The organism is Maribacter luteocoastalis (assembly GCF_048890225.1).
Lineage (GTDB): Bacteria > Bacteroidota > Bacteroidia > Flavobacteriales > Flavobacteriaceae > Maribacter > Maribacter luteocoastalis.
In genome coordinates this window covers 186,381-200,033 of record NZ_JBMFZG010000005.1, presented here as the reverse complement: position 1 = coordinate 200,033, position 13,653 = coordinate 186,381, and the positions used below count along the sequence as shown (strand labels likewise).

General features: G+C 34.9%; 13 protein-coding genes. 10 read left to right on the top strand and 3 right to left on the bottom strand.

What is annotated here, in order from left to right; translation table 11 throughout:
• Positions 1–11: 11 nt before the first annotated feature.
• The 9 genes from ACOCEA_RS11590 to ACOCEA_RS11550 all read left to right on the top strand — a co-directional run bounded on the left by ACOCEA_RS11590 (position 12) and on the right by ACOCEA_RS11550 (position 9,599).
• Positions 12–2,063 (top strand): transglutaminase, encoded by a 2,052-nt coding sequence (locus tag ACOCEA_RS11590; RefSeq protein WP_420756408.1) that lies wholly within the window; start codon positions 12–14, stop codon positions 2,061–2,063.
• A complete protein-coding gene (locus tag ACOCEA_RS11585; protein ID WP_420756407.1) occupies positions 2,029–2,355 on the top strand; it encodes a nucleotide pyrophosphohydrolase in 327 nt (108 codons plus the stop codon). The genes ACOCEA_RS11590 and ACOCEA_RS11585 overlap by 35 nt, the downstream gene beginning before the upstream one ends.
• Positions 2,356–2,391: 36 nt before the next feature.
• Complete coding sequence (locus ACOCEA_RS11580; RefSeq protein WP_420756406.1) at positions 2,392–3,621, top strand: 3-phosphoshikimate 1-carboxyvinyltransferase; 1,230 nt, start codon at positions 2,392–2,394, stop codon at positions 3,619–3,621.
• A 104-nt stretch (positions 3,622–3,725) separates the two neighbouring features.
• Positions 3,726–4,775 (top strand): tRNA preQ1(34) S-adenosylmethionine ribosyltransferase-isomerase QueA, encoded by a 1,050-nt coding sequence (queA, locus tag ACOCEA_RS11575; protein ID WP_420756405.1) that lies wholly within the window; start codon positions 3,726–3,728, stop codon positions 4,773–4,775.
• Between the two features lie 93 nt (positions 4,776–4,868).
• A complete protein-coding gene (rlmN, locus tag ACOCEA_RS11570) occupies positions 4,869–5,912 on the top strand; it encodes a dual-specificity RNA methyltransferase RlmN (protein ID WP_420756404.1) in 1,044 nt (347 codons plus the stop codon).
• A 105-nt stretch (positions 5,913–6,017) separates the two neighbouring features.
• Positions 6,018–6,995, top strand: coding sequence for a polyprenyl synthetase family protein (locus tag ACOCEA_RS11565; RefSeq protein ID WP_420756403.1), 978 nt, complete (start codon positions 6,018–6,020; stop codon positions 6,993–6,995).
• A gap of 134 nt (positions 6,996–7,129) precedes the next feature.
• Positions 7,130–7,693: an RNA polymerase sigma factor gene (locus tag ACOCEA_RS11560; protein ID WP_420756402.1), complete on the top strand. Its 564-nt coding sequence runs from the start codon at positions 7,130–7,132 to the stop codon at positions 7,691–7,693.
• A complete protein-coding gene (locus ACOCEA_RS11555) occupies positions 7,680–8,444 on the top strand; it encodes a hypothetical protein (protein WP_420756401.1) in 765 nt (254 codons plus the stop codon). The genes ACOCEA_RS11560 and ACOCEA_RS11555 overlap by 14 nt, the downstream gene beginning before the upstream one ends.
• Positions 8,445–8,519: 75 nt before the next feature.
• Positions 8,520–9,599, top strand: a complete 1,080-nt coding sequence (locus ACOCEA_RS11550) for a porin family protein (RefSeq protein ID WP_420756400.1) — start codon at positions 8,520–8,522, stop codon at positions 9,597–9,599.
• 42 nt (positions 9,600–9,641) lie between these two features.
• On the opposite strand, the gene ACOCEA_RS11545 is transcribed toward ACOCEA_RS11550, so the two are convergent.
• Complete coding sequence (locus ACOCEA_RS11545; RefSeq protein ID WP_420756399.1) at positions 9,642–9,899, bottom strand: zinc-ribbon domain-containing protein; 258 nt, start codon at positions 9,897–9,899, stop codon at positions 9,642–9,644.
• 78 nt (positions 9,900–9,977) lie between these two features.
• Here ACOCEA_RS11545 and dnaG point away from each other — a divergent pair, with 78 nt between their 5' ends.
• A complete protein-coding gene (gene dnaG / locus ACOCEA_RS11540; protein WP_420756398.1) occupies positions 9,978–11,957 on the top strand; it encodes a DNA primase in 1,980 nt (659 codons plus the stop codon).
• A gap of 68 nt (positions 11,958–12,025) precedes the next feature.
• On the opposite strand, the gene ACOCEA_RS11535 is transcribed toward dnaG, so the two are convergent.
• Both ACOCEA_RS11535 and nadE read right to left on the bottom strand, forming a co-directional pair.
• Positions 12,026–12,655: a response regulator gene (locus ACOCEA_RS11535; protein ID WP_420756397.1), complete on the bottom strand. Its 630-nt coding sequence runs from the start codon at positions 12,653–12,655 to the stop codon at positions 12,026–12,028.
• A 167-nt stretch (positions 12,656–12,822) separates the two neighbouring features.
• A complete protein-coding gene (gene nadE / locus ACOCEA_RS11530; RefSeq protein ID WP_420756396.1) occupies positions 12,823–13,611 on the bottom strand; it encodes an NAD(+) synthase in 789 nt (262 codons plus the stop codon).
• Between the last annotated feature and the right edge of the window lie 42 nt (positions 13,612–13,653).

Below are 13,653 nucleotides of genomic sequence, written 5' to 3'. Positions count from 1 at the left end.
AATCATATCTAATGAATAATTTTAAGTTTGTTGGGCTAGTCTGCTTTTTTATAGCCTATTGTAATGTTTCTGCACAGGATTATAAATTTGGACAAGTTTCAAAAGAAGAAATAAACGAAACGCAATATGCTAAAGATTCCTCTGCCTCTGCAGTAGTTCTATATAGGAATCAGAGCTTGTATTTCAAGTATACTCAAGATATTGGTTTTCATGTAATTACAAATATTCATGAACGTATAAAAATCTACAATAAGGACGGATTTAAATACGCAATGGTTTCAGAAACCTTATATAAAAATGGTAGCAGTAAAGAATCAATTTCTGGGGTTAAAGCTTTTACTTTTAATTTAGAGGGTGGAAAAGTGGTAAAACAAAAAATGGACAAATCGGGCATATTCTCTAATTCATTGAACAAATATCGTGATGAAGAGAAATTCACCCTTCCCAACGTTAAGGAAGGAAGTGTAATTGAATATGAGTATCAAATCACTTCTCCGTTTTATTATTCAATTGATGAAATTGATTTGCAATATAACATTCCTATTAAAAAACAAGAAATAGCAATAGCAGCACCGGAATATTTTGTTTTTAAACCTATTATGAAGGGATATCTTGCTATTAAGCCTAAGTATGGTACTAAATTGGGCAATATAAACTTTACCAACAAAAGGCGTAGCGAAGGATTTAGTGGCCCAACCAGTTATAGTACAAATACCCTGAGTTATACGATCAATACAACTGATTATGTAATGAGTGATGTGCCAGCATTAAAAGAAGAACCTTTTGTTAACCATATGGATAATTACAGAAGTGCAGTGAACTATGAGCTTCAGTATGTGCAATTACCACAATCAAGTAGAGAGAGCTATACAACAACTTGGGAGCAGGTGATAACGAAGATATATGAAAGTGATGGATTTGGAGACCAGTTAAAGCCTTCAAGATATTATGAAGAGGATTTAGAAGCCCTAGTGGCAGCCAATGGTACTGAAGCTGAATTAATGTTTGCGATATATTCTTTTGTCCAGGAACGTATGTCTTGGAATAATTTTAATGGATATACAGTTTATAAAGGAGTTAAAGAAGCTTATCAAGAAAAGTCAGGTAATATTGCCGATATTAACTTATTATTGACCTCAATGCTTCAGAAAGCTGGTTTAGATGCAAATCCCGTATTGGTGAGTACTAGGGATCACGGTGTACCCTTGTTTCCTACAATGGAGGGTTTTAACTACATTATTGCAGCAGTTGAATTGAATGGTGAAACAATTTTACTTGATGCCTCAAATAAGTTTGCAGAACCAAATTTAGTTCCTACAAGAGCATTAAACTGGTATGGTAGGTTAATTAAAAAGGACGGGACTTCTGTGATTTTGGATTTAACATCACAAAAAGTGAATTTGGAAAACATTAATCTAACTGTAAATCTAACAGAGAGTGGTAATATTTCTGGTAAATACAGAAAATACCATTTTGATTATAAAGCTTATTTATTTAGAAATGAGAATTCTTCAATTGCTAAAGAAACATATTTAGAGCAGCTTGAAAATACATATGGCGGTATGGAAATCTCCTCTTATGAAGTCAAAAATAAGAAGACATTAGGAAAACCAGTAATTGAAAGCTTTTCATTTGACTTAGAGAATCAAGCAAGTGTTGTTGGGGATAAAATATATTTTTCGCCATTGTTTTTTATGGCAATGGAAGAAAACCCATTTAAATTGGAAGAAAGGAAATATCCTATTGACTTTACCTACCCATGGCAAGAAAAATATGTGATAAGTGTGGTTCTGCCAGAAGGTTATAAAGTTGAATCATTGCCTAAAAACTTAGCAATGGCCTTAAGAGATGATCTTGGTAGTTTTAAATACCAGATTGTTCAAATAGATAAAGGGCTTCAAATAGTGTTCTCAATTAATATTAATAATTCACTTTTAGCTGCATCATATTATTCTGAACTTAAAGAATTTTTTAAAATTGCTATTGAAAAACAAACAGAAAAAGTAGTTTTATCAAAAATTGAAAGTGATGGAACTACAGAAAGCTCAGAAAAAGGTAGATAATTGGATAAAGGAGCACGGGGTTCGATATTTTAACGAGCTTACCAACATGGCACAGCTAACCGAAGAGGTAGGGGAAGTGGCGCGTATTATAGCAAGAAGATATGGAGAGCAAAGTGAAAAGGAATCTGATAAATCTAAAGATTTGGGAGAGGAATTGGCAGACGTCCTGTTTGTAGTTTTGTGCTTGGCCAACCAGACTGGTGTAGATTTACAACATTCTTTTGATAAGAAGTTGGATTTAAAAACCAAACGTGATCATGATCGACATCACAATAATAAAAAGTTGAAATAATAGTATCTTAGCCGCTCGTTTTTAATTCATCATATCTTGAGACTTTACTTAGCAGGACCATCAAATAATTTATTAAAGAAATCTATTAAAATAACTGGCTCAAAGAGCGAATCTAACCGTTCTTTGTTATTGTCGGCATTATATAATGGAATACAGATAGAGAATCTTTCCAATTCCGATGATGCCCAGGTAATGGAACAGGGATTGCAAAAAACCACTGGTACCGTGGATATACATCATGCGGGTACAGCAATGCGTTTTCTAACGGGTTATTTTGCTACAATTGAAGGTGGTGATGTGATTTTAACAGGATCTAAAAGGATGACGGAAAGACCAATTAAAATCTTGGTCGATGCACTCAATACCATGGGGGCGGATATTTCTTATGTAAAGGATGAAGGGTATCCACCATTAAAAATTAAAGGAAAACGAATTTCCAAGAACAAGGTAAGCTTACCCGCTAATATCAGTAGTCAGTATATTTCATCCTTACTTTTAATTGCACCTAGTTTGGAAAACGGTTTAGTGTTGGAGCTTGTAGGTAAGATAACCTCAGTGCCGTATATAAATATGACCTTAGGTTTATTGAATGAGATAGGAATTGAAACTTCTTTTGAAGGTAATATCATAAAAGTAGCGGCCAAAAAAACGGTTGAGCCTAAGATATTGGTAGTAGAATCAGATTGGAGTTCCGCCTCTTATTTTTATAGTTTGGTAGCACTTGCAGATCTTGGAAGCAGTATTTGCTTATCGGCCTATAAAAAAGACAGTCTGCAAGGGGATAGTGTGCTTTCTGAAATTTATCGGGATTTTGGTGTTGAAACAATTTTTGGTAAAAATGAAATTATCCTAAATAAAGTGTCCGACGTAAAAAAGACGGTCATAGAATGTGATTTGGCTAATGCTCCAGATATTGCACAAACTATTGCGGTTACCTGTTTTGGATTAGGTGTTGGCTGTAATTTAATAGGCTTACATACCCTTAAAATTAAGGAAACCGATAGGTTAGAGGCACTGTATACAGAATTGTCCAAGTTAGGATGTGCTATCAGTGTTACCGATAAAACCTTAACCATAAAACCTACTTCGAACATAAATAGGGATGTAGCCATAGATACTTATAATGATCATAGAATGGCAATGGCTTTTGCTCCTCTAGCCATGAAAACCCAGTTGTATATAAATGATGCCGAAGTAGTTTCAAAATCCTATCCAGATTTTTGGAACGATATAAAATCCCTTGAATTTCAGGTCAAGGAATTATAATTCCATAATTACTTGACAACCCCCTATTGAGGATTGTATATTTGCAGCCGCAATTTGCTATGCATTAAGTTTGCTTAGCAGCGCTTAAAAGATATACAAGACATATGAAATTATCCCATTTTAATTTTGAGCTTCCAAAAGAATTATTGGCAGAATACCCATCTGAGAACAGAGATGAGGCCAAATTAATGGTCATCCACAGGGAAACCGGTAAAATTGAACATAAAATGTTCAAGGATATGATTGATTATTTTGATGAAGGTGATGTGATGGTACTGAACAATACCAAGGTATTCCCTGCTAGATTATATGGTAATAAGGAAAAAACAGGGGCACGTATTGAGGTTTTTCTTTTACGTGAGTTAAATGAGGAACAACGTCTTTGGGATGTATTGGTAGATCCTGCCCGAAAAATAAGAATTGGTAACAAATTGTATTTCGGGGATGACGAAACTTTAGTTGCCGAGGTTATTGATAATACAACATCAAGAGGAAGAACACTTCGCTTTTTATATGATGGGGCATATATTGATTTTAGAAGAAAATTAAGGGAGCTAGGAGAAACGCCGCTTCCTAAATATATTAAAAGGGAAGTTGAACCAGAAGATGAAAGTCGTTACCAGACAATTTATGCGAAACACGAGGGTGCAGTAGCAGCACCAACAGCTGGACTCCACTTTTCTAAACATCTTTTAAAACGTTTAGAGATTAAAGGAGTAGATTTTGCGGAATTAACATTACATGTTGGGCTAGGTACTTTTAACCCAGTGGAGGTAGAGGATCTTTCTAAGCATAAAATGGATAGTGAGGAGCTTTATATAGATGAAAAGGCGACCGAAATAGTTAACAACGCTAAAAATAAAAAGAGAAGGGTTTGTGCGGTTGGAACTACGGTTATGAGGGGATTGGAAAGTGCTGTGTCTTCTAACCATATGTTGAATACCTATGAAGGATGGACAAATAAGTTTATTTTTCCTCCATACGATTTTAGCATTGCGAATGCCATGATTACTAATTTTCATTTGCCAAAATCAACTTTGTTGATGATGGTTTCAGCTTTCATGGGACACGATTTAATGAAAAAATCATATAAAGAGGCAATTTTGGAAAGCTATAAGTTCTATTCTTATGGTGACGCCATGCTTATTATTTGATTAAATAAATAACCCTAAAATTAGGGTGTCATAAAAATCCCGCTTGTCCATGATATGGTTTGCGGGATTTTTATAATAATTAGCTTTAGAAAAATGGAAGAGGTTAAAAAGAAAGACATACGTGCACTTACCAGGGAACAGCTCCGTGACTTTTTTGAAAGCCAGGGAGATAAGGCTTTCCGTGGTAATCAAGTGTATGAGTGGTTATGGCAAAAATCTGCCCATTCTTTTGACGTCATGACCAATATTTCTAAGGAGACCAGGGACATGCTAGAAGCCAATTTTGTAATCAACCACATAAAGGTAGATCAAATGCAGCGGAGTTCAGATGGGACCATTAAAAATGCTGTAAGATTACATGATGATTTGGTTGTTGAGTCTGTCCTTATCCCCACTAAATCCAGAACAACAGCCTGTGTTTCCAGTCAAGTTGGTTGTAGTTTGGATTGTAAATTTTGCGCAACGGCCCGTTTAAAAAGGATGCGAAATTTGAACCCTGATGAAATTTATGATCAGGTGGTAGCTATTGATAATGAAAGTAGGTTATATTTTAATAGGCCATTGAGTAATATTGTTTTTATGGGTATGGGTGAGCCTCTCATGAACTATAATAACGTTTTAAAGGCAATAGATAAAATTACATCACCTGAAGGTTTGGGTATGTCCCCAAAACGAATTACGGTATCAACATCTGGTGTGCCTAAGTTAATTAAGAGAATGGCAGATGAGGAGGTAAAGTTTAAACTGGCTGTTTCATTACATTCTGCAATAGATCAGACCAGAACCTCCATTATGCCTTTTAACGCTAAATTTACTTTGGCTGATTTAAGGGAAGCCTTGGAATACTGGTATCAAAAAACAAAGAGTAGAATTACGTATGAATATGTGGTTTGGGAGGGTATTAATGATACTAAGAAAGATATTGATGCCTTGGTAGATTTTTGCAGGTTCGCACCTTCTAAGGTGAATTTGATAGAATACAATCCAATAGACGATGGTATGTTTCAACAGGCATCTAACAAGGCTGTTGATACCTATGTAGAAACCTTAGAAAGAAATGGAATAGTAGTTACTCTAAGACGCTCACGAGGAAAGGATATTGATGCAGCCTGTGGTCAATTGGCAAATAAATCATAATTATCGGTTTCAACGGTATTACCAAGAGTTTATAACATCTAAATGACACCTTTTCCTTAATTTTAGTTATCAATAAAAATAAAAACAAGGTACAAATAAGGCCTATTGAAAATAGTATCGCAAATAAAGGAACCAGTTAGCCAGGAAATGGAACTCTTTGAGACGAAATTTAGGGACTCAATGTCATCTAAAGTTGCGTTACTTAATAGGATTACACATTACATTGTTAATAGAAAAGGCAAGCAAATGCGACCAATGTTCGTATTTCTAACGGCTAAACTATTGAATAATGGGGAGGTTAACGAGCGTACTTATAGAGGGGCTTCTGTTATAGAATTAATACACACGGCTACACTGGTACATGATGATGTAGTTGATGAAAGTAATAAGCGTAGAGGGTTCTTTTCAATTAATGCCCTGTGGAAAAACAAAATTGCCGTTTTAGTGGGCGATTACTTATTGTCCAAAGGGCTGTTATTGTCTATTGATAATGGTGATTTTGATCTACTTAGAATTATTTCCGTTGCCGTAAGGGAAATGAGCGAGGGCGAATTGCTTCAAATAGAAAAAGCAAGAAGACTTGATATTACTGAGGATGTATATTACGATATTATCCGTCAAAAAACAGCAACTTTAATCGCCGCTTGTTGTGGTCTTGGGGCTTGTTCTGTAAAACCTGATAGTGATGATGTAGAAAAATTCAGGAAGTTTGGGGAACTGTGTGGCATGGCATTTCAAATTAAGGATGATCTTTTTGATTATGGTGCTGAAAAAATTGGAAAACCAACAGGTATAGATATCAAAGAACAAAAAATGACACTTCCTTTGATATATGCTTTAAACCATTGTTCTAAAAAAGAAAAAAACTGGATTATCAATTCTGTTAAAAACCATAATAAGGACAAAAAGCGAGTAAAGGAAGTTATTGCCATGGTAAAGGAATTGGGCGGTTTGGATTATGCTGTGACCAAAATGTTATCTTTCAAGGATGAAGCGCTCAACCTACTAAAAACATATCCTGCTTCAGAATATCGTGATGCTTTAGAGCTTATGGTAAATTACGTTGTTGAACGTAAAAAATAAATAATATACTTTTCATTAGGCTGTAATTGTCAAAACAAAGGTCGATTACAAAAATAAATCAGAATATTTTTTTGAGTCAAGGCAACCCTTTTCAAAAAAGATGCGTCTATAAGTATAGAAGTAAGTTTAAAGGTTTGAAAATTATACCCATTTACAAGAACGAAAAACAACTCATTAAGAAAGCGATTAATGGGAGCAAAGAGGCGCAACAGAGGCTCTATTCAGGGCATGCACCAAAAATGCTTAGTGTATGCAGGCAGTATGTAAAAGACGTTCATTTTGCTGAAGATGTTATGGTAAAAGGGTTTTTAAAGATGTTTGAAAATCTGCACACGTTTCATTTTCAAGGTAGTTTTGAAGGTTGGTTACGAAAAATCATGATTAGGGAAAGTATTTCATTTATAAGAAAACAACAATTTGTAGTTTATGATAATGAGGTATTTGAGAAAAACCAAAATGATGAAATAAACCAATCTACAGATTTGGACGCCGAACATATCCAATATTTAATAGATGCCTTGCCCCAAGGATACAAAATGGTATTTGTACTATACACTGTCGAAGGCTATAAACATGTTGAAATTGCAGAGATGTTATCTATTTCAGAAGGTACTTCTAAAAGTCAATTGTTTAAAGCCCGTAAAATATTACAAGAACATTTAAAGCAACAAAACATTATTGGTTATGGAATTAAATAAATTTGAAAAACATATAAAAGATAAACTAAAGGATAGGGAGATAGCTCCTTCCACAATGGCATGGGATAAAATTCAACGTCAATTGCAAGTTGAGGAGAAGAAAAGAACACCATTTTATGTATGGATTGGTGTAGCGGCATCAGTGGTTGTAGTATTAGGCATGTTTTTTATGAACTACGAGGCTACTTCAGATAAGGATATTGAACCTATTCAAGTTGTAAAAACCTCAGACAATAAGGAAGTTATTAAAAATGAACAGGACAAAATTAGTGTGAAGAAAAATAATTTTGTTGTGGCAACTGAAGAAATATTGGATAAGCCGGTTAAGGAAAATGCACCTCTTAAAAAGAAATCTAATATCAGTTTAGCGACTCAAGAAGTAGAGGAGCCTAAGTTCGAAAAGGAAATTATTGATGTGCATAAAACCAGAATAGTTCTTAATAGTGAAAAAGAAAATAAGGTATTGACTGATTCTTTGCTAGATGTAAAAATAGCCGAGGTATTGGTTGAAGTCAATAGAATGGAACAAAGTGCAGAAATAACAGATGCTGAGGTAGATTCATTATTGTTAAAAGCACAACAAGATATTTTAAGGGAACCATTGTTTGCATCATACCAAACGGTCAACGCCATGGCTTTATTGACTGAAGTTGAGGAAGAACTTGATCAATCCTTCCGTGAACAAATTTTTAATAAGCTAAAAACAGGTTTTCTTAAAGTAAGGACCGCTGTCGCGGACCGTAATAATTAATCATACTTTATTAAACAAATCTTAACCCGTCATTTAAGATGGACACGGAGTTTATTCATCAAAAAATCAGTCAAAATGAGAACAATTACAATTTACATTTTAAGTGTTGCAATACTTTTTATGGTGCAAACCATGGCGGCGCAAGAAGATTATCAAAAGAAGATAGAAATATTAAAGGAGCAAAAAGAAAAAATTACTAAACAAGAAAAGGAGGCCTTAACGTATGAAGTCACTGACATTAATAAGCGTTTTGATGATGGGATGATTTCTGCGGAGGAAGCAAAAACCTTAAAAGAGGCTGCAGCTCAAAAAAGAGCCTTGAACATTGAGAATAGGTTAATGATTATTGATAACCAAATTGCGCTTTTAGAGCGTAATGAGGGAGTTTTATTAACAGGTATTGAAGTTGATTCAATTCCTGATGGGCAGATACGAATTGGAATAGATATTGGTGGTATGCCTGCGGAGAGCATTATTTTTAATTCTAAAAGTTGGAAACGTGATTTAAAATATGATCGGCGTACCTATTCAGATTTTGTGTTGGCAGTTGGGTTGAACAACGCTCTAATAGAAGGACAATCATTAGAGGATTCACCGTATAAAATTGGGGGTAGTAGATTTTTTGAAATGGGGTGGCAATGGCGTACTCGAATTTTTCAGAATTCCAATTTGGTACGATTTAACTATGGTTTTTCCTTTCAATTTAATGGCCTAAAGCCAACAGATAACCTATACTTTGTAAGTGACGAAAATGGAGGTGTAACTCTAGAAGAGTTTGAATTTGACCTTAAAAAATCAAAATTACGAATGGACAATCTGGTATTTCCAGTGCATTTTGAGTTTGGACCATCTAAATTTAAGGAATCAGAAAATAAGGTCCGTTACTCACTAAGAAATCAATTTCGTGTTGGGCTTGGTGGTTATGGAGGATTTAATCTGGGAACACGTCAAAAACTTAAGTATGACAGAAATGGTGAAAATGTTAAGGATAAACTTAAAAGGGGGTATAATACTTCTAATTTTGTTTATGGCTTAAGTACATACGCAGGTTTTGATGGCGTATTGTTGTACTTGAAATACGATTTAAATCCTATTTTTAAAGATGCTGAAATAGAACAAAGAAATATTTCATTGGGCCTAAGGTTTGACTTATAGAATTGTATGGGTCAAAAATAATTGAACTGGATGAATAGGATACTATTTATCCAGTTTTATGTTTTCCAGGGCATTACGCATTTCGTTATTGAACTCTTCTTCTATATAAACTTTTTTACAGTGGTGGCATTCAACATAAGATACAGTTGATATTTTAAATAACTTAATCCAAAATAAATGAAAGTAGGTGCTTTGGGTAACCAAAGTTAAAGTGCTAGCCTGTTTGCAAAATGGGCAATTAACGTCTTGTATTTGTTTACTGTGTTTTTTTCCAGGCCTGGTCCCAAAGAAAAGAATCATTTATATTGACTTATTATTACTTCAAAAGTAATAATTTTAGAGGCTAATTGCTTTTAATAGAATTGAGCATTTCTACAGATGATTTCTAAAACCACTATAGACCAAGTATATGAATCTGCTCGTTTGGAGGAGGTTATCGGTGATTTTGTGCAATTAAAAAAATCTGGTTCCAATTTTAAGGGCTTAAGTCCGTTTAGTGATGAACGTACACCAAGTTTTATGGTTTCTCCTGTAAAACAAATATGGAAGGACTTTAGTAGTGGTAAAGGCGGTAATGTGGTTGCCTTCTTAATGGAGCACGAACACTTCACGTATCCGGAAGCTATTAAATATTTGGCAAAAAAATACAATATAGAGATAGAGGAAACTGAACAATCTGATGAACAGATTGAACAGGCCAATGAAAAGGAGAGCATGTATTTAGTTTCTGATTTTGCCCAGAAACATTTTAAGGAAATGCTTTGGGAAACTGAGTTAGGAAAGGCCATAGGCCTTAGTTATTTTAAAGAGCGTGGTTTTACCGACGAAATAATAAAAAAGTTTGAACTAGGCTACTGCTTGGACCAGTGGGACGGTTTCACCAATGCCGCCCTAGATAAAGGGTATAAGCTGGAGTATTTGGAAAAAACAGGTCTTAGTATTGTAAAAGAGGATGTCAATAACCCAAATAACCCCCGAAAATTTGACCGGTTTAAGGCAAGGGTGATGTTTCCAATCCATTCTTTAAGTGGTAGGGTTTTAGGGTTTGGGGGGCGCATACTTACCAATGATAAAAAAGCTGCTAAATACCTAAACTCCCCAGAGAGTGATATATATCATAAAAGTAAAGTGTTATATGGTATTTATTATGCAAAACAAGCTATTGCAAAAGAGGATAATTGTTATTTGGTAGAGGGCTATACAGATGTTATCCAACTTTATCAAAGGGGTATACATAATGTGGTGTCATCAAGCGGTACCGCCTTAACTCCAGAACAAATACGTCTCATAAACAGGCTTACTAAAAATATTACGGTTCTTTTTGATGGTGATGCGGCCGGTTTAAGGGCTTCTATTCGTGGTATCGATTTGATTCTAGAGCAAGGGATGAATGTTAAGATCTGTACGTTTCCAGAAGGTGAAGACCCAGATAGTTTTGCCAAAAACAATGAGCTGGAAAATGTAGTGCTGTATCTACAGGAAAATGCCAAGGATTTTATACAGTTTAAGGCTTCTTTGTTAATGATAGAAGCTTCCAATGATCCTATAAAACGGGCAGATACGGTAAGGGATATCGTAAATAGTATCTCTAAGATTCCAGACCGTATAAAAAGAGAGATATATATTCAGGAATGCGCTAGTATTATGAATATTTCCGAGAATGTCCTGTTTAGTACTTTGGCGCAAATTGGAAAGAAAAATACAGTAGATGCCCAAAAGATTGAAAAACAGGAAAGCAAGGCTTTTGATGTAGTTAGAAATGAGCCAATAGAAGAAAAGGTTGACGTACAATATTTGTTGGAACGTAAGATTATAGAAAGTCTTTTGTTGTATGGCAGTAAGGAGGAGCAGTTTGAGGATTTGGTGCTAAAGGAAAATGATTCTGGAGATTTGGTATTGGAACCAGAATCAATGGAAATAAAAGTTTATGAGAAAATTTACCTTGATCTTCAAGAGGATGAAATAGAACTCGCCAATGAGAATTTTAGAAATGTATATTACAAGATTATGGAGGTGCTCAACCAAAATGACAACTTTGAGGTAAGTACGTTTATTGCAGATTTGGATCAAGAAATGGCAAATGATATTTCTTCTATTTTAATGGAAGAGGAGCGATATAGCCTTGATAATTGGGAAAGTAAGGACATATTTCCTAAATCTAAAGAAACCACAATAGCACAGTTGGTGAGTGAGACTATTTTAACCTTAAGGTGTTTTTTGATAAAGAAGAGAATGCAATCGTTGCAAAATGAAACTGAGAATGAAACAAACGATAATAGAGAAATTCTAGAAGAGATTATGAATTATCTTCAATTGAATAAATTACTTAATCAAAAATTAAATAGGGTATTGTCTTAGGGTTTAAAATAAGCTAAAAACAAAAACCCGCTACTAGCGGGTTTTTGTTTTTAATTATAAGAAAGTAGTTAATATAATTCTAATGCCTTTGCTTGTTGTAAAAGGTCTACCATGTTATCTACGTTTAACTTTTTCATCAAACGGGCTTTATAAGTACTAACCGTTTTTTCATTCAGGTTTAAACCTTGTGCAACTTCTTTGTTTCTTTTGCCACTAGCAAGAAGTTTTAAAACCTCAATCTCTCGCGTGGATAGTTTTCTAAAGAATCTTCTTGGTTTTTTTGTGCCTTCATCAAAGGCAAGTCTTTGAGCTAACTCATTGGTAATAAACATACTACCTTCACTTACTTTGGTAACCGCCGAGACAATGTAATCTACACCTGAGGATTTGGATAAATAACCAAATGCACCTGCCCTTATAGCACTTAAAGCGTAAACATCTTCAGATTGTCCGCTGTACATAAGTACCTTAACATCAGGGTATTCTTTTTTAATTTTTCGTAGAGCAGCTATACCGTTAATTTCTGGTATATCCATTTCTAACATTACAACATCGGGGGTAACTTTTTTCAGTTTTTCAAATAGTTCTTCAGTAGTAGAAGCATCGTCTACCACTTCAAAACCAGCTGCAGACTCAAGAACGTTTTTTACACCCATTCTTATAATAGGATGATTGTCTGCGATTAAAACTTTTATCATTATGTTGAATTTTTATAGATTATTCGTACCCTAAATCGTCGAAAATCACGTACACGCAATGTAGGACTAATTAATCTAAATTAGAAGACAAAGATGTATTAATTTTCATAAAGTACTAAAAAAGACGGTAAATATTCGTTTTATTCACTTGATTATTAGTTGAGTGGTTATTTCAGCGTTTCAGGAATGTAACAAATTGGTATGGGATTCATTTTATGTTGGTTCATTGAATTGTATCTGATGTAAATAGAGAAAACCTCTTGGTCACGGCCTGTAAAATCATCCAAATTTTTACCCTGATCTTTCATTTTCATGGCCCATTCCAGTTCAGGATATGATGCTCCTATTTGATCCTCATCCGTTCTGTCATCACCCCAAAGTCCATCAGTTGGTGCGGCTTTAATAATTTCCTCGTTAATGCCCATCTTTTTGGCGATTTCATAAACCTCGGTCTTATACAAATCCGCAATAGGGCTTATATCAACCCCGCCATCTCCATATTTCGTGTAAAAGCCAATTCCAAAATCTTCAACTTTATTGCCTGTTCCCGCAACGAGATATCTTTTTAACGCTGCAAAATAATAAAGGCTGGTCATGCGCAACCTTGCTCTGGTATTGGCCAAGGACATAAAACGTTCTTCCTCATTCTTTACGATAGGGAATGAGGCTACCAAACTATCAAATACAGGGGTTAGGTTAACTTGCTGTCTATAAACATTGGGGAAATTCCCTTGAAGCCAATCTATGTGGCTAGATGCACGGTCAGACTGGTTTAATGCTTGGTGAATGGGCATTTCTAAACAAAGTAAGTCCAGTCCTGTCTTGGCGCAAAGGGTAGATGTTACGGCAGAATCTATACCTCCGGAAACACCGATTACAAAACCTTTTTGATTTGCCTTGGTTGCATAGTCCTTTAGCCAGTCAACAATATGGTCAATTACTTTTTCCGTTTGCATAGCGCCATTGATATTTGTTTAAATGGATTAACTTTGCCATAA